This window comes from Kitasatospora sp. CB02891, assembly GCF_002803145.1.
Taxonomy (GTDB): Bacteria; Actinomycetota; Actinomycetes; order Streptomycetales; family Streptomycetaceae; genus Kitasatospora; species Kitasatospora griseola.
Genome location: NZ_NNBO01000017.1, coordinates 46,261 through 62,946, shown reverse-complemented (window position 1 = coordinate 62,946; position 16,686 = coordinate 46,261). Strand labels below are relative to the sequence as shown.

The 16,686-nt window shown below is 75.1% G+C and carries 15 protein-coding genes; 10 read left to right on the top strand and 5 right to left on the bottom strand.

Translation table 11 applies throughout. The annotated features are described in order from the left end of the window. Positions 1-151: 151 nt before the first annotated feature. From CG736_RS30110 to CG736_RS30100, 3 genes are all read right to left on the bottom strand, one after another. On the bottom strand, positions 152-973 hold the full coding sequence (locus CG736_RS30110) for a thiol:disulfide interchange protein DsbA/DsbL (protein WP_157815800.1): 822 nt from the start codon (positions 971-973) through the stop codon (positions 152-154). A gap of 227 nt (positions 974-1,200) precedes the next feature. Then, positions 1,201-1,893 carry a hypothetical protein gene (locus CG736_RS38735; protein ID WP_100589299.1) on the bottom strand — a complete coding sequence of 231 codons (693 nt, stop codon included), beginning with the start codon at positions 1,891-1,893 and terminating at the stop codon, positions 1,201-1,203. A gap of 145 nt (positions 1,894-2,038) precedes the next feature. Next, entirely contained in the window at positions 2,039-2,560 is a 522-nt protein-coding gene (locus tag CG736_RS30100) for an SPFH domain-containing protein (protein ID WP_157815799.1), read from the bottom strand. A gap of 157 nt (positions 2,561-2,717) precedes the next feature. On the opposite strand from CG736_RS30100, the gene CG736_RS30095 reads away from it, so the two are divergent. After that, on the top strand, positions 2,718-3,905 hold the full coding sequence (locus tag CG736_RS30095; protein ID WP_100589297.1) for a CopD family protein: 1,188 nt from the start codon (positions 2,718-2,720) through the stop codon (positions 3,903-3,905). A gap of 86 nt (positions 3,906-3,991) precedes the next feature. Here CG736_RS30095 and CG736_RS30090 read toward each other — a convergent pair whose 3' ends face one another. Continuing rightward, positions 3,992-5,086, bottom strand: coding sequence for a glycosyltransferase (locus tag CG736_RS30090; protein ID WP_100589296.1), 1,095 nt, complete (start codon positions 5,084-5,086; stop codon positions 3,992-3,994). Between the two features lie 171 nt (positions 5,087-5,257). Beyond that, entirely contained in the window at positions 5,258-6,139 is an 882-nt protein-coding gene (locus tag CG736_RS30085) for an NAD(P)H-binding protein (protein ID WP_100589295.1), read from the bottom strand. Between the two features lie 110 nt (positions 6,140-6,249). Here CG736_RS30085 and CG736_RS30080 point away from each other — a divergent pair, with 110 nt between their 5' ends. The 9 genes from CG736_RS30080 to CG736_RS30040 all read left to right on the top strand — a co-directional run bounded on the left by CG736_RS30080 (position 6,250) and on the right by CG736_RS30040 (position 16,589). Continuing rightward, a complete protein-coding gene (locus CG736_RS30080) occupies positions 6,250-6,837 on the top strand; it encodes a TetR/AcrR family transcriptional regulator (protein WP_100589294.1) in 588 nt (195 codons plus the stop codon). Positions 6,838-6,923: 86 nt separating this feature from the next. After that, the gene (locus CG736_RS30075) at positions 6,924-8,066 is read left to right on the top strand and encodes a glycosyltransferase family 4 protein (protein ID WP_232734275.1); all 1,143 of its coding nucleotides are present in this window, start codon (positions 6,924-6,926) and stop codon (positions 8,064-8,066) included. A 261-nt stretch (positions 8,067-8,327) separates the two neighbouring features. Beyond that, positions 8,328-10,181 (top strand): CpsD/CapB family tyrosine-protein kinase, encoded by a 1,854-nt coding sequence (locus CG736_RS38730; RefSeq protein ID WP_198520656.1) that lies wholly within the window; start codon positions 8,328-8,330, stop codon positions 10,179-10,181. Continuing rightward, positions 10,178-11,266: a glycosyltransferase gene (locus CG736_RS30065; protein WP_100589291.1), complete on the top strand. Its 1,089-nt coding sequence runs from the start codon at positions 10,178-10,180 to the stop codon at positions 11,264-11,266. The genes CG736_RS38730 and CG736_RS30065 overlap by 4 nt, the downstream gene beginning before the upstream one ends. A 22-nt stretch (positions 11,267-11,288) precedes the next feature. Further along, positions 11,289-12,323 carry a GNAT family N-acetyltransferase gene (locus CG736_RS30060; protein ID WP_100589290.1) on the top strand — a complete coding sequence of 345 codons (1,035 nt, stop codon included), beginning with the start codon at positions 11,289-11,291 and terminating at the stop codon, positions 12,321-12,323. Beyond that, the gene (locus CG736_RS30055; RefSeq protein ID WP_100589289.1) at positions 12,323-13,837 is read left to right on the top strand and encodes a hypothetical protein; all 1,515 of its coding nucleotides are present in this window, start codon (positions 12,323-12,325) and stop codon (positions 13,835-13,837) included. The genes CG736_RS30060 and CG736_RS30055 overlap by 1 nt, the downstream gene beginning before the upstream one ends. Then, positions 13,834-15,036, top strand: coding sequence for a DegT/DnrJ/EryC1/StrS aminotransferase family protein (locus tag CG736_RS30050; protein WP_100589288.1), 1,203 nt, complete (start codon positions 13,834-13,836; stop codon positions 15,034-15,036). Before CG736_RS30055 ends, CG736_RS30050 begins: the two co-directional genes overlap by 4 nt. Positions 15,037-15,123: 87 nt before the next feature. Then, a complete protein-coding gene (gene mscL / locus CG736_RS30045; RefSeq protein WP_100589372.1) occupies positions 15,124-15,576 on the top strand; it encodes a large conductance mechanosensitive channel protein MscL in 453 nt (150 codons plus the stop codon). 401 nt (positions 15,577-15,977) lie between these two features. Then, positions 15,978-16,589, top strand: coding sequence for a DUF6643 family protein (locus CG736_RS30040; protein WP_232734274.1), 612 nt, complete (start codon positions 15,978-15,980; stop codon positions 16,587-16,589). Positions 16,590-16,686: the final 97 nt, after the last annotated feature.

The window sequence follows — 16,686 nt, the reverse complement described above, 5'->3', positions numbered from 1 at the left end:
CCGGGCGGACGGTGCGGTCCGGTCGGGCCCGGCGACCACCATGACACAGAGTGTGGGGGCGGCGGGCGGGTTCCGTGAAGATTGCGCCAGCTCAACCCGCCTGTCGACGGTTCTGGGTCGAACCGGTCCGCGCGCCAAGGGAGTTCACGGCTCAGCGGGCCCGGTCCGGGCTCCCCCCGGCGACCAGCCGGTCGAGCGCGGCGGGCATGTTCTCGACGCCGCCGGCCCGGGTGGGCGAGGTGCGGCCGTCGTGGTCCACGACCACCGTGGGCAGTTCGTTGACCTGGTAGTCGGCGAACAGCCTGGGCGCCTGCGCCACGGCCCGGTCCACCTCCGCGGAGTGGTACGCGGCACGGAACTCGGCGGCGTCCATGCCGTGCGCGGCGGCCCAGTCGGCGGCGCGCTGCTCGGTGGTCAGGTCGACGCCGTCGTCGCGGACGGCGCGGAACACGGCGGCCTGCTGCCGGTCCACCTCGCCGAGCCGGTCGAGGGTGTAGAACAGCCGTGCGTGGGCGCGCTGTTCGGCCTCGTCGGGGCTGCCGACCCAGATCGCCGGGATGCGGCGCAGCGTGACGTCCGGCTGGTGCCGGGCGGCCCAGCGGGTGAGCGGGGCTTCGAGCGCGGCGGAGTGCAGGCAGTTGTACCAGAAGAACTCGACGGCCTCGTGCAGGCGGGTGGCCTGCGGCCCGGCGGCCTGCGTACCGGCGGGCGGGCTCTGCGGCGCGGCGGCGGGAGCCTGCGAACCGGCGTCGACCGGCCGGGCGTCGGGGGCCGATCCGTGCTGCTCGGCGGGGCCGGGCTGCTGCACGGCGGCGAGGTACTGACCCGGCGTCAGCAGCTGCTTCCCGGTCAGGCCGTGCGACGCGCTCGGACGGGCGGAGACGGCGGAGACGGCGTCGGCGGCGGCGGCCGGGGCGGCGATCAGGCCCCCGGCGACGGCGATCAGGACTGTGGTTCTCAGCAGCGGCTTCACGAGGGCAGCGTGGCAGCCCGCCCCGGCGCGGGCCAGGCGATCCGGAGCCGGTCGGCGAAGTTCCCCGGAACGGAGCAGCACCGCTCGAACGGACGTCTGGCGCCCGGATGTTCGCCCGGACGTTCGCCCGGTCGGGCAGTGGAACGCCGGTCGGCCGTCGGGTCCCCGGCGGACGGGCGGCGCCCCCACACACTCGCCCGCCGGAACCCGGTCACGTCGCTCCTCGACTACTTGCCGAGGCCGCGCAGCTGGGCCTTGGCCTCGGCCTCGGAGGCCTGCGGGACGCCGATCTGGACCTGGGCGGAGCCCTCCTCCTTGACCGGGCAGTACCGGGCGTCCTTGACCTGCATGGGGAGGGAGAGGACGTCCTCGTTGCGGACCAGCACCAGCAGCGAGCCGGTGGTGCAGGAGGCGTTGGGCGCGACGGGCGGCGCGGAGAGCCAGGTGACGGCCTGGTAGACCGGCACGTTGGGGTGCAGCACGGTGCCGTGGGCCTTGTCGGTGGCGAAGGTGCCGGAGCCGAGGACGCCGCTGACGAGCTTCTGGAACTGCGCGGTGTGGTCGGTGCGCAGGTCGGGCTTGCCGTAGACGACGCACTCGGTGGACGTGGTGTTGGTGAGCTTGATGATGCCGGTGATCCGCGGGTCGGCGCTCCGGTCGAGGGTCAGCTCGGCCTTGACGTCGCTCTCCTTCTCGGAGTTGCCGCAGATCCGGACGTCGGCGGCGGGCTTGCCGCCGCCGGGAGCGGCGGACGAGGAGCCGCCGGACGCGCCGTCGGAGGCGGCCGGCGGGGCCGCCGGGGTGCTCGCGGCGGTGCTCTTCGCAGGCGCGGCGCTGGTGGAGCTGTCGGGGTCACAGGCCGTCAGGGCGAGGACGGAGCAGGCCAACAGGGCAAGGGCGGCGGGCTTGCGGAGGTTCATCGAAGGCTCCTGCGGGGGCGAGGTGTGCGGTCCGCCGAGCGGCGGGCATGCGTCACCACGCGTCCGGTTGTCGGACGGTTCCTCGGCCTTCCGTCCGGTACGCCGCTGTTACACGTCCGGGACGGACCGCCGGGCCGAACTCCGGTCAGGGCCGGTTCGGTTCGGGTGCCGACGGCTCGGCGGCCGTGACACTCCGCAGCTCGACCCGGTCCAGTCGGACGCCCCAGCCGGCCGCGGCGGGCGCCACCTCGCGCACCAGCGCGCGCCTCAGCTCCTCGCGTGCGGTGGTCAGTTCCCCGAAGGTCCGCTGCTCGGCCTCGGTGCGCAGCACCACCAGCGCGAGCTGACAGATCGCCGTCCGGTGGTTCTGCACCGCGGTGGTCGCCACCGCCGGATCGACCACCCAGAACGTCAGCACGGCATCGACGCGCGCCCGTCGGCCGTCCATGGCGGGGCCGGTGAACGGCACCTCGACCACGGTCTCGGACACGTCGACGCGCTCCAGTCGATCGACGAACGGCACCAGCACGACCGTCCCGGGCCGCAGCACGCGTTCCCGCAACCGGCCGGTGCGGAACACCAGTCCGCGCTCGTTCTGCCCCACCCGCTTCACGCTCGCCGCCGCCAGCAGCAGCACCACGAGCCCCACCGCGACAAGCCACGCCATGGCTGCCTCCCCCGCTCTCGACCTGCGCCCAGTATGGGCGGCGCAGGGCCAACCAGCAGTGGCTGCGGGCGACTTGGCCCGGCGGCGGCGAGCACGGCCGACCGGACATAAGAATCGCATTAGGAGAGGCTGCCCTTAGTAAGGTTAGGATCACCTTATGACATACCTGCAGCTGGCCGCGGAGGCGGCCGGATACACCACGCCTCCGACCTGGCGGGTCCTCACCAAGGCCGGCTACTTCCTCGGCCTGAGCGGCACCATCGGCACCACCGTCACGTACCTCGCCTCCGTGCGCCCCGCCCTCAGGGCCGCGAGCACCACGTCCGAGGACGCGGCCGCACTGCGCCGACGGTCGGCCGGCTACCTGGCCTGGGCGGGCGTCGTCCTGCTGGTGACCGGGTACTTCCAGCTGGTGGCGCGCGTCGCCAGGGCCGGCAAGGGCATGCCGTTCGGCGACGCCATGGCCCCCGGCCGAATAGCCGACTTCCTCGACGCCCCGGCGGCCAAGGGCGCCTGGATCGCGCAGGGCACGCTCTACCAGCTGCAGAACGTCGTGCTCCTCGCCACCGCCGCCGCACTGATCGCGCTGTTCGTCCCGGCGGTGCGCCGGCATCTCGACCGCATCGTCCTCGCGGCGCTGCCGGCCTCCCTCGCGATCACCCTGATCGCCGGCGCCCCGGCCACCGCGCCCGCCAACCTCGACCGCTGGCTCGACCCGGTGTTCGACCAGCTGCACATCGTCTCCGGCACCGTGTGGCTCGGCGGCCTGGCCCTGCTGGTCGCCCTCGCGGGCACCCGCGGCCGCCTCGGCGAGGGCGCCGGCCTGCTGTGGGCCGACATCTGGCGCCGGTTCAGCCTGGTCGCCATGGTGTGCGTCGGCGCGGTCACCGTCTCCGGCCTGTGGCTCACCTGGAAGCACGTCGGCGCCGTCTCCCAGCTGTGGACCACCGGCTACGGCATCGCCCTCCTGATCAAGATCGTGCTGGTCCTCGGCCTGGTCACGGCCGGTGCCTTCAACCAGTTCTGGCTGATGCCGAGGATCGCGCAGGCCCGCCGCGCCGACGACTCCGCCTCGCTGCTGCACCTCACCCTGCGGCACTTCCCGAAGGTGGTCTGGGGCGAGGTCGTCCTCGGCGTCGCGGTCCTGGTGGTCCTGCCCTTCATCACCGGCTCCGCCCGCACCGAGGCCGGCAGCGCGAAGGCCGTCTCCGACGGAAGCATCTTCGCCGCCGGCGCCGCGCTGGTGGCCGCCCTCGCGGTCTCGCTGTACGCCACCGCGAAGGCATCCGACGCCCTGTCCCGCCGCCCCGCCCCCGGCGCCGCCGCACCCGCCGCGACCGGCTGAGGCTCGGCGACCGCGGCACGCGAGGGCGGAGAGGTCCGGTCGGACGAGGGGCGCGACCACCGTCGGCCGGTATGCCGACCGGACGGTCAGTTCCTCGCGTCCACCCGCCGTCCGTCCCGGGCGACTTCGCGCAGCAGGTGCTGCCAGCGGGTGGCGACGGCGGCGAGGTCGAAGTGGGCGAGGGCGTGCTCGCGGGCGGCCTCGCCGTAGGGGGCGCGATCGGCGGCGAGGAGGGTGCGGAGCGCCTCGGCGGCGGCGGACGGGTCGTCAGGGGGCGTGAGCAGTCCGGTCTCGCCGTGGCGGACGACGTCGGAGACCCAGCCGACCTCGGTGGCGACGGCGGGCAGAGCGGCCAGGGCGGCTTCGATCAGGACGCCGGGGACGCCTTCGGAGTCGCTGGTGAGCAGCAGCAGGTCGGCGGCCCGGTAGAGCGGTGCGGGGTCGGCGAGCGGGCCGAGCAGGTGGGTGCGCGGGCCGGCGTCGGCCGTGAGGCGTTCGCGCAGCGGGCCCTCGCCGGCGAGGGCGAGGTGGACGTCCTCGGGCAGGCGGGTGTGGGCGGCGAGGGCGAGGTCGGGGCGCTTCTCCGGGCTGAGCGCACCGATCCAGGCGATCAGCGGCCCACCCTCGGGCAGCCCGAGCGCCTCCCGGGCGGCAGCCTTCTCGGCGGGGCCGGCCGGAGGCGAAAAGCGCTCCGCAGGACGGGCGTTGGGCAGCACGTGCAGTCGGCGGGCGGGCAGCCGGAACCGGGTGCGCAGCAGTTCCACGGCGCGCGGCGAGATCGCGGCGACGGCAGCGGCCCGGTGCAGGAACGCGCCGACCCGCAGGCGCCGGGCGGGAGTCGACGTCCAGTGCCGGGGGTCGCCGATGTTCACGTAGACGAACGGGGTGCGGGCGGCCAGCAGCCCGAGCGCGCACGCCTGCAGCGTGGACGACCCGTGCGCGACCACCACGTCGGCCCGGGCGGCCGCCCGCCGCAGGGCGCGCAGCGTGGCCGGGTGGTGCCGCGACGGCCCCAGCACGGCCACCGGATCGGCCGGATCGGCGTCCGCATGCGGGTGCAGGGCCACCAGCTCGGACGTCTGCCCACGGCGCGACAGTTCGCCGTGCAGGTCGCGGGCGAGGCGCTGCGCGCCCCGGGCCCGCGGGTCGGTGATCACGTGCAGGACGCGCGGCTCGGCCATGCGCCCGACCCTACCGAGACGCCGCGGACCGGCGGGCCGGGTTCGACCGACTGCCCGCCCCCGGCCACGGGTCGACACGGTGCCCCGCTGGCGCGGCGGCAGTCCCGCGACACGCCGTGCGGCCGGGCGGCGCCGCTCGTCCCGCGCCGATGCGACGCCCTCAGGCCCGACTCAACTCCCCCGCTGGTCCGCCGACTTGCGCAGCTCCGCCAGGTTGTCCGCCAGGAACTCGTCCACCGTCCGCGCCGGGCGGCCGAGCAGGTCCGGCACCGCGGTGGTGACGTCGGCGAGGGCGCCCGCGGCCGCGCCGCGGAAGAGGTCGGCGAGGTCGCGGGCGAAGCCGATCGGGGCGCCCTGGCCGGCGAGGGCGGTGGCGAGGGCGTCGGGGGCGAGGGTGACCCGGCCGACGGGTCGGCCGAGCGCGGCGGCGACGCGGGCGGCGAGTTGGGCGTCGGTGAGGGCTTCGGGGCCGGTGAGGACGAAGGTCTCGCCGGGGCGGGCGGGGCCGGTGAGCAGGACGTCGGCGCAGGCGGCGATGTCGTAGCAGTCGATGTGCGAGATCGCGCCGTCGCCGTAGCGGCCGATCAGCTGCCCGTCGGGGGTGAAGGCGCCGGGCCCGAGCAGGTTCTGCAGGAAGCCGGACGGCTGCAGGACGGTCCAGGGCAGGCCGGAGGCGGCGAGGCGGCGGTCGAGTTCCCAGTGCGCGCCTTCGGAGAGGGCTCCGCCGGGCGAGGCGTGCCAGACCGAGATCTTGACGACCCGTTCGACCCCGGCGGCGGCCGCTGCGTCGATCACCGCGCCCAGTTGACGCACCATCGGCTGCTCGCCGTCCACGGCCTGCGCGCCGGGCCCGTTGAGGAACAGGCGGTCCACGCCCTCGAACGCGGCGGCGAGCGAGGCGGGGTCGTCGAAGTCGCCGATCACGTGGTCGCAGCCCAGCTCGCGGCCCTTGGCCCGGTCGCGGACCAGTGCCCGGAACTCGACGCCGCGGTCGGCGAGTCGGCGGACCAGATGGCGTCCGACGGAGCCGGCGGCCCCGGTCACCAGGATCATGGCATGCCCCTTCCCCCGGACGCCCCGTTAAACTGAGGCGTCCTCGATTTCCCAATAACCCGAGGATGCCTCGACTTAATCGGGAACGCAAGCGCACCAAGGGAGTTGCCATGCCCGCACAACCGACCGGCCCCACCCGCCGACGTCCGCGCGCGGACGCCCTGCGCAACCGGGAGCGGCTGCTCGCCGAGGCCGACGCCGCGTTCCGGGAGGAGGGAACCGGCGCCTCGCTGGAGGGCATCGCCCGCCGGGCGGGCGTCGCGATCGGCACCCTGTACGGGCACTTCCCGACCCGCGCCGCGCTGATCGCCGCCCTGCTGGAGGAGCGCAACCGGGCACTGTTCGCACACGGCGAGCGGCTCGCCGAGGACCCCGACCCGGCCCGGGCGCTGGCCGAGTGGGTCCGCGCGGTGGTCGGGCACGCCGCCGCCTACCAGGGGTTGACCGAGCAACTCTCGGCAGGAGCCGTCGAGTTGAGTGAGTCCTGCGCCGCACTGACCGCGCTCTGCGACCGCTTCACCGACCGGGCCGGGCAGGCCGGCGCGCTGCGCGGCGACACCACCGGCGCCGACCTGTTCACCCTGATGAACGCCGCCGCGTGGAGCCGCGAGCACGACACCCGCGAGCAGGCCGACCGGCTGCTCGAACTCGCCCTGGCCGGCATGCTCGCCACCACTCCCCCGCCCGCCTGCGGGTAGCGCCCATCAGCTGACGGGTTTCGCGGACGCGGGCCCTCCGGGGCTGGGATGCTGAGCGCCGGTCAGGGGGTGGCCCGGGCGAGGGGGTGGCTGCGGTGCGCGTGGTGTACGTGATCGACAGTGTGAGCCGGGTCGGTGGCGCGGAGCAGGGGCTGGTGGCGATGGCTCCGCTGCTGGTGCGCGCGGGCGTGGAGCTGCAGGTGGCGTTCCTGAAGGAGTCGCCGGGCGGGTTCCAGGAGGAGCTGCGGGCGGCGGGCGCCGAGCCGGTGCCGGTGCTGCGCGGCTCGCGCCCGGCCCGACTGGCGGCGCTGCGCGCCGAGTTCCGCCGCCGCCGCCCGGACCTGGTGCACACCACGCTGTACGAGTCGGACGTGCTGGGCCGCCCGGCGGCGCTCGCGGCCCGGGTGCCGGTGGTCTCCAGCCTGGTCAACTCCGCGTACGGGCCGGAGCACCTGCGCGCCCGCGGCCTGAGCCCGTGGAAGGTGCGGGCCGCGCAGGGCGTGGACGCGCTGACCGCGCAGGGCGTGCGCCGCTTCCACGCGCTGACCGACCACGTCGCGGACGCGATGGCGGCCCGCCTGCTGGTGCCGCGCCGCCGGATCGACGTGGTGCCGCGCGGCCGCGACCCGCAGCTGCTCGGCACCGCGACCCCGCAGCGGCGGGCCGCGGTGCGGGCGGCGCTCGGGCTGGAGGACGAGGTGCCGGTGGTGCTGGCCGCGGCCCGGCAGCAGTACCAGAAGGGCCTGGACGTGCTGCTGTCCGCCTGGCCGGAGGTGCACGCGGCCCGGCCGGACGCGGTGCTGCTGCTGGCCGGCAGCCGTGGCGCGGAGACGGCCCGGCTGGAGCAGTTGGCGGCCCGGACCGAGGGGGTGCGGTTCCTCGGGCCGCGGGACGACGTGTTCGACCTGATGGCGGCGGCGGACGTGTGCGCGGTGCCCTCGCGCTGGGAGGGGCTGGGCAGCGCCGCGATGGAGGCGATGGGCGTCGGCGTGCCGCTGGTGTGCGCGGACGTGCCGGCGCTGCGCGAGACGGTCGGCTCGGAGGACTACGCGCTGCTGGTGCCGCCGCAGCGGCCCCGGGAGTTGGCCGCCGCCCTGCTGCGGGCGCTGGACGGGCCCGGTGAGGCGCTGGTGCGGGCGAAAGCGGCCCGGGCGCGTTTCCTGACCAGGTTCACCCTCCAGCAGGTGTCCGCCCGGATGGTCGAGTTCTACGAGCGCGCACTGACCTGACGGTCCAAGGGCGGTTCGCCGACGGAGCGAACCGGACCGCTTGATGACGTTTCGTCAGATTGTGTGCAGGCGTCCGGAATACGTCCACAGCTTGGTACCGGAATCGCCAAAGCGCTTGCGTCGCAGGTCCGGGCCGGGAAGCATCGTTCACCGGGGATGTGGTCTGGGGGGACCGTCCAACTGCGCGTGGCCGCAGCCGTGGAACACCGTCCGTGGGGCGGGTCGGCGCGGGCGTCGGGACGAGGCGAGGGGAACCAACCGGTGGAACCGGCAAATCTGTTCACCGTTCTGCGGCGGTACTGGCGGCTGCTGGCCGGGTGCACCGTCGCCGCGCTGATCGTCGGGTTCGTGCTGACGCCGGCCGGTGACGCGGTGGACAACGGCAAGTGGCAGTGCAAGGTGGCGATCACTCCCGTCGCGGGCGCGGCGGACACCGTCCGGGCCGACCAGGTGCTGTCGTACGCGCAGGGCTCGGCGGTGACCACGGCCGCCGCGCAGAAGCTGCACATCACGGACGTCGCGGGTCTGTCGGCGCGCCGCACGGTCGCGGCCGCCTCCACCCAGATGCTGGTGTTCACCACCACCGGCCCGACCCAGCAGTCCTGTGCGGACCTGGCGGCGGCGCTGTCGGAGGCCACCATCACCGGCTACAGCCAGGAGTCGAAGAAGAGCGCCGACGAGTCGATCAAGCGGCTGCGCGCCCAGGCCGACACCCAGCAGCAGCAACTCGACGACCTCCAGAAGCAGTTCAGCCGGGCCAACACGACCGATCAGGCCAAGCTCCAGCCCCAGCTGTCCACCGCGACGGCGGCGCTGACCAAGACCCTCGGCGCCATCGCCGACCTGCAGAACTACAGCCAGACCGACGCGATCCAGCAGTGGGGGTCGATCGACGCGAAGGAGCTCGGCGGCAACCTGCTGACCTCGCCGACCCGCAGCGTCCGGCTCGCGCTGGCGGTGGTGCTGGGCCTGGCGCTGGGCGTGGTGGCGGCGCTGATGCTGTCCCGGATGGACACCCGGCTGCGCACCCGCGACGGCGCCGAGGAGGCGTTCAACCTGCCGGTGATCGGCGAGATCCCGCTGCTGTCGCGGCGGCTGCGCCGACTGCGCGAACCGCTGGTGACGGCCCGCCCGGAGGACCCGGCGACCGAGGCGTACCGCTCGCTGCGCTCCACGCTGCTGCTGACCGGCCCGCGCGCGCTGTCGGCGCAGCTCGGCCAGGGCGGCCTGGACCCGGACGACCGGCGGGCCCGGCGGGCCGCCGAGCCGGCGCCGGTGGTGCTGGTGATGTCGGGGCGCTCGGGCGACGGGCGGACCACCACGGTGGCGAACCTGGCGGCGACGCTCGCCGAGACGGGCCGTCAGGTACTGGTGCTGGACTGCGACTTCCGTCAACCGGGCCTGCGCGGCCACCTCGGGGTGGGCGACGGCCCGGGCATGGCGGAGCTGCTGTCGGGCGAGCAGCTGCCGGACCCGGTGGACCTGATCCGCCGCACCAACGTGCCGGGCGTGGCCCTGATCACCGGCGGCAACACCACCGCGTACCCGGCGGCGCTGGTCCTGCGCGCCGGGGAGGTGCTGAAGCTGGCCCGCCGGCACGCGGACGTGGTGCTGATCGACTCCTCGCCGCTGCTGCACGCCAACGACGCCTACGACCTGGTGCAGCACGCGGACGCGGTGCTGGTGACGGTGATGGCGGGCAACGTCCGCCCGGAGGAGGCGGACCGGGTCTCCGAGCTGCTGGCCCGCACCGGGGTGCCGGTGGCGGGCGTGGCGCTGCTGGGCGCGGAGGGCGCCACGGGGCGGCGCAAGCGGACCCTGCGGCCGGGCCGCCCGCCGGCGAAGGGCTCCCCCGCGAAGGCCGCACCCGCGGCGAAGAGCACTCCGCCCGGCCCCGAGCCGCAGCGCCGCGCCGAGCCGGCGCCCCGGGTGGAGCCGCAGCGCCGACCGGGCGAGCACCAGCGGCCGGCCGATCCGCGTCCGGCCGCACCCGGGTACGGCGAGGCGCCGGACCGCCGGGACGGGGCGACGAGTTGGGGCCGCCGGCCGGCCGAACTGCCGCCGGAGGAGCCGGTGGAGACCACGCTTCAGCTGCGCCTGGGCGAGGACCGGTGACGGGCGGACCGGCCCGGGTGCTCTGGCTGGCCAAGGGCCTGGGTCGGGGCGGCGCGGAGCAGCTGCTGGTCAACTGCGCGCGCCACGTGGACCGTTCGCGGTTCGCGGTCGAGGTGGCGTACGTGCTGCCGCACAAGGACGCGCTGGTCCCGGCGCTGCGCGCGGCCGACGTCCCGGTCCACTGCCTGGGCGCCGCGCCGGGGAGGCGCTGGCCGCTGCGGCTGCGGGCGCTGCTCGCCGAGCGCCGCTTCGACCTGGTGCACACCCACATGCCGGTGCCGGCGGTCGCCGCCCGGCTGCTGGCGGGCCGTCGGAGGCTCGTGCACACCGAGCACAACCTGTGGGAGCGCTACCGCCTGCCGACCCGCTGGGCCAACGCCCTCACCTACCGGCGCAACGACGCGGTGATCGCCGTCTCGCACGCGGTGGCGGCGGGCATCGGCCGCCGCCGGCCGGACGACGGGTGGCTGACGGTGGTGCACCACGGCCCCGACCTGGGCGACGCCCCGGCGGGCCCGGCCGCCCGCCGCGCGGCCCGCGCCGAACTCGGCCTGCCCGAGGACGCGTTGGTGATCGGCACGGTCGGCAACCTGACGGCGAAGAAGGACCAGGCGTCGCTGCTGACCGCGTTCGCGCTGCTGCGCCGCACCCGTCCGGACGCCCGGCTGGTGCTGGTCGGCGCGGGCCCGCTGGAGGCACGGCTGCGCGAACTGGCGGGCGACGGCGTGCTGTTCGCGGGTTCCCGGGGGGACGTGCCGGCGCTGCTGCCGGGCTGGGACGTGTTCTGCCTGAGCTCACGCCAGGAGGGCCTGCCGGTGGCGCTGATGGAGGCGATGACCACCGGCCTGCCGTCGGTGGTGACCGGGGTCGGCGGCATGCCCGAGGTGCTGGACGACGGCGTCGAGGGCCGGCTGGTGCCGCCCGGCGACCCGGCCGAACTGGCCGCCGCGCTCGACGGGTTGGCGGCCGATCCGGGGCTGCGGGAGCGGATGGGCGCGGCCGCCCGGGAGCGGTCGAAGGCCTTCGACGTGGCGGGCGCGCAGCGGGCGATCGAGCGGGTCTACGCGCGGGTGCTGGCACGCTGAGTCCGGAGGGGACGAGCACGACGTGAGCGGTGAACTGACGTACCGCCGACTGGAGTCGGCGGACGTGCCGGCGGTCCTGGAGCTGCTGACGGCTTCGCTGGCGGGCGGCCCGACGGGGCGGCGCAGCGCCGAGTTCTTCGACTGGAAGCACCGGGCGAACCCGTTCGGCGCCAGCCCGGGCCTGGTGGCGCTGGCGGCGGACGGGCGACCGGTGGGGGTGCGGCTGTTCCTGCGCTGGTCGTGGCGGGGCGCGGGCGGCCGGGAGGTGGCGGCGGTGCGGCCGGTGGACACCGCGACGCACCCGGACTTCCAGGGCCGCGGGATCTTCCGCCGGCTCACCCTGGAGCTGCTCGAACAGGTGGCCGGCGAGGCCGAGTTGGTGTTCAACACGCCGAACGGCAACAGCCTGCCGGGGTATCTGAGGATGGGCTGGCGGGAGTTGGGCCGGGTGCCGGTGGCACTGCGGGTGGCCCGGCCGATGTCGTTCGCCCGGGGCGCCCGGGCCGCGCTGGCCCGCCGGCCGGGCCCGTCGGGGCCGCCGCGCTGCGAACTGCCCACCGCCGCCGACTGGTTCGCCTTCCCGGACCCTCGGCTGCGGGAGCTGCTGGCGGAGCGGGCGCTGGCGGACGCGGCCGAGACGCGGCTGCACACGGTGCGCACCGCCGAGTACCTGGCCTGGCGGTACGGGGCCGCGCCGGGCCTGGACTACCGGGTGGTGACGGTGGAGCGCGGCGGCGAGCTGGTCGGGCTGGCGTTCGGCCGGCCGCGGCGGCGCGGCCCGCTGGCCGAGTTCACCCTGGCCGAGCTGATCGTCCGCCCCGGCGACCGGGCCGCGGCCGGCCGGCTGCTGCGGGACGCGGCCGCCGCCGGCTGCGACCACGCGGCGACCCACCTGGCGCCGGGCACCGAGGCGGCGTCGGCCGGCCTGCGGGCGGGCTGCCTGACGGCGCCGCGCACCGGCATGGTGCTGGCCGCCCGCACCCCGACCGGGCCGCTGCCCGCCGAACGCACCCTCGCCGACTGGCGGTTCAGCCTCGGCGACCTGGAGGTCTTCTGATGCCCGCGGTGCAGCCCGCCGCACGCCCGTGGCCGCCCCGGCTGCGGGAGGCGGCCCGGCGCGGCCGGCCGACCGCGCTGGCCTGGGCGCTGGTGATGGCCTACGTCTCGGTGTTCGTGCTGGCGATGGTGCACACCTCGTACGACACCTGGGGGGCGCTGCTGGTCGCGCCGGCGCTGATGGCGATCGGCACGCCGATCCTGGCCCGGGTGGCGGCGAACAACCCCGAGCGGGGCGTGTTCAAGCTGCTGATCGTGGCGATGGGCGCCAAGCTGGCCTGCGCGTTCCCGCGCTACCTGATGGCGTTCGTGCTGTACGGCGGCGCGGCGGACGCCAAGATGTACGACCAGAAGGGCTCCGACCTCGCCCAGTACCTGACCACCGCCGACCTGCTCGGCGGGCTGCACTACGACCTGGGCATGAAGGTCGCCGGCACCGGGTTCGTCATCATCGTCACCGGGGTGGTCTACGCGATCACCGGGCCGACCCTGGTCGGCGGGTTCCTGGTGTTCTCCTGGCTGGGCTTCTGGGGGCTGCTGTTCTTCTGGCGGGCCCTGCAGATCGCCTTCCCGGAGGCCGATTCGCGGCGCTACGCGAAACTGGTGTTCTTCCTGCCCTCGCTGCTGTTCTGGCCGTCCAGCATCGGCAAGGACGCCTGGATGATGTTCTGCCTGGGCCTGACCACGTACGGCGTGGCCCGGCTGCTGGACCGCCGCTTCGGCGCGTTCGTGTGCATCGCGCTGGGCTCGCTGGGCACCGCGATGGTCCGCCCGCACGTCACGGTGCTCGCGGGCGCCGGGCTGACCGTCGCCTACGTGCTGCGCAAGCGGCCGCAGCAGGTGTCCGCGCTGGGGCCGCTGCGCACCGTGCTGACGGTGGCGGTGCTGGGCGTCGGCGTGATGCTGATGCTGCAGCAGGTGTCGACCTTCTTCGGCACCAGCGGCACCGGCGGGGACGCCGTCAACCAGGTGCTGTCGGAGACCTCGCGGCGCACCTCGCAGGGCTCCTCGGTGATCAACGCCTCGACCGCGGAGGACCCGGCGCCGGCGTTCAGCCTGAACCCGGCCCGGCTGCCGGTGTCGGTGATCAGCGTGCTGTTCCGGCCGTTCCCGTTCGAGGCGTCGAACATCCAGAACCTGATCCAGTCGGTGGAGTGCTTCGCGCTGCTGGTGATGTTCGTCCGGGCCTGGCCGCAACTGGCCCGCATTCCCAAGCTGTTCGTCCAGCGCTCGTACGTCGCCTTCACGGTGGTGTACACCCTGCTGTTCTGCTGGGCGTTCTCCACCATCAACAACATGGGCATCCTGTCCCGCGAGCGGGTGCAGGTGCTGCCGCTGGTCCTGGTGCTGCTGGCGATCCCCCGGCCGGCCGCCGTCGGCCCGGTGACGCGCCGCCGCCGCCCGCCCGTGTGGCGGGTGCAGCCCGGCCAGTGGGGCGGCGGCCCGGGGCCCGAACCTCCGGTCGCCGTCGGCTCACCGGACCCGTACCGAACCCAGGGGGGATCGACCACATGACGACCGACCAGCTGCGCCCCGCCGTCCTCGACGGCGCGCCCGCCTTCCCCGACGGCCTGCCGCTGACCCGCGTCCGGGTGCCCGACCGCGAACGGCTGCTCGGCCGGCTCGCCGAGGTGCTCGACTCGGGGATGCTCACCAACGGACCCACCGTCCGCCAACTGGAGGACGAGGCCGCCGAGTTGCTCGGCGTCCCGCACGTGGTGGCGGTGTCGAACTGCACGGCCGGCCTGATGCTGGTGCTGCAGGCCGCCGGGGTGGACGGCCGCCGCCCGGTGCTGATGCCCGGCTTCACCTTCTCCGCCACCGCGCACGCCGCGCACTGGGCCGGCGGCGCCCCGCTGTTCGCCGAGGCCCGCGAACAGGACATCACCCTGGACCCGGCGGACGCCGAGGCCCGGCTGAAGGCCGCCGACGCGCCCGCCGCGCTGATGGCCACCCACGTGTACGGGACGCCCTGCCAGACCGAGGAGCTCCAGCGGATCGCCGACGCGGCCGGCCTGCCGCTGGTGTACGACGCCGCGCACGGCCTCGGCTCGGCCCGCCGCGGTGTGCCGATCGGCAACTTCGGCCTGGCCGAGGTGTTCTCGATGAGCCCGACCAAGGTCGCGGTGGCCGGCGAGGGCGGCCTGGTCGCCACCCGCGACGCGGCGCTCGCCGCCACCCTGCGCACCGCCCGCGACTACGGCAACCCCGGCGACTACGACACGCTCTTCCCCGGCCTGAACGCCCGGATGAGCGAACTGCACGCCGCCGTCGGCCTGACCTGGCTGGCCGGCCTGCCCGAGCGGGTCGCCCACCGCGGCGCCCTGGTCGCCGAGTTCGCCCGGGCCACCGCCGGCCTGCCCGGCCTGCGGCTGGCCCTGCCGGAGGACGGCGACACCTCCACCTTCAAGGACCTCACCCTGATCCTCGACGCCGACGACTTCGGTCTGAGCAGCCGTCAGCTGGCCGCCGCGCTCAAGGCCGAGGGCATCGACACCCGCCGCTACTTCCACCCGCCCGTGCACCGGCAGCGCGCCTACGCCCACCTCGGGCAGGCGGCGCAGCTGCCGCGCACCGACCGGCTCGCCGACTCCGTGCTGACCGTCCCGCTGTGGTCGCACATGAACACCGCCACCGTCCGCCGGGTCGCCGACGCGGTGGTGCGTGTCCAGTCCTTCGCGCCCGAGGCACGGGCCGTCCTGCGCGACGTCTGAGCGAGCCTCGCAAGACGGTTCGGGGATTAGTCGGATCAGGTGAACTCGGTTGGACCGCCCGGAGGTTGGCCCGTCAGGATGGCGGACATGTTCAAGGGATTCCGCAGCTTCCTGCTGCGCGGCAACGTGATCGACCTCGCGGTCGGCATCGTCATCGGCGCCGCGTTCACCGCCGTCGTCACCGGTTTCGTCGCAGCCTTCCTGACCCCGCTGGTCGGCGTCGCCTCCGGCGCCGTCGGCGACTTCAGCAAGGAGACGTTCACCGTCGCCGACGTCACCTTCCCGTACGGCGCCTTCCTCCAGGCGCTGATCAGCTTCGTGCTGGTCGCCGCCGTCATCTACTTCGCCGTCGTGCTGCCGGTCGCCCGGCTGCAGAACCGCTTCAATCCGGTCAAGGACGCCCCGGTGGCCAAGGTCGACTGCCCCGAGTGCCTCAGCACCGTCCCGGCCGCCGCCACCCGCTGCGCGCACTGCACCAGCGAACTGGCCGGCCGCCCGGGCTTCCCGGCCCAGGCCACCGCCCCGGCCGGCACCCGCTGAGCGACCATCCGCACCACTCGCACCACCCGCACCACCCGGCCCGGACGGCGCCCGCCGCCCGGGCCGGCGCCTGTCCGGGACCCGGCGCCCCGCCGACGCCCCGCCCACCGGCGTCCGGCCCCTCCGGCCCTGCTCCGCCCGGTGAGATCCGGTGAGATCCGGCCGACGGCATTAACAGAACCTTTACTGGCCCTTTCCCCGCCCCCAGGTGAACCTTTTGCACCTTTCCGACCGGCGGATCGCCCACGGACCATACGTCGGGGATGGCCGAAATGATCCGACCGTTCGCCCAACTAGCTCCGGGATTGTCCGATTTGAGCCCGCGAAGACTCTGTAAACTGTTGAAGTCCGGGCCCTCCCGCTCTCCTCAGCAGGCATGCTGTGGGCTTACGGTATGCCCCATGACCTCGCCCCGCTCCTACGACGGAGTCGGCTACCCCTCTCCGTCCTTCTCCTCCGGCACGCCCATCTACGACAGCCTGGTCGCAGAGCGGGGCATCCCGCAGATCGCGCCCATCAACGTGCCCCCGGCCCACTCGGCCCCCACCTGGTCCGCCGCCTACGGCAGTGGCCTCACCGACGGGTTCGGCACCGGCGGCCTCGGCACCGGCTTCGACTCCCCGGCGTCGAACCTGCCCGCCCTGCCGCCGGCCCGCCTCGCCCTCGGCCCCGGCCCGAGCAGCAGCCCGGTGCCCGCGCCGCACATCCCGGTGCAGCCCGGCTACGCCGCCGCGCCCGTGCCGCCGCAGCCGTTCATGCCCGGCCAGCGCCCGGTTGCCCCGGCCTACCCGCAGCCCGCCCAGGCGTACCCGGCCGCCCCGGCGAACTCCTTCGCCGCCGCGCCGCAGGGCTTCGCCCCGCAGCAGTTCGGCGGTCAGCAGTTCGGCGCCCAGCCGGTCGGCCAGCAGCAGTCCTTCGCCGACCAGTCCTTCGGCGGCAACACCCTGCGCCCGGCCCAGCCGAACCCGCCGCAGCAGTACCCCCAGTACCGCCAGTACCCCCAGGCGGGCTGACCGGATCGATCGCAACTCCCCTCCCCACGGGGGCAAGGTCTCACATCTCCACCCCGGTTCCCCGCGGCCCGCCACAGGGCCGCGGGGAACTGTCTTT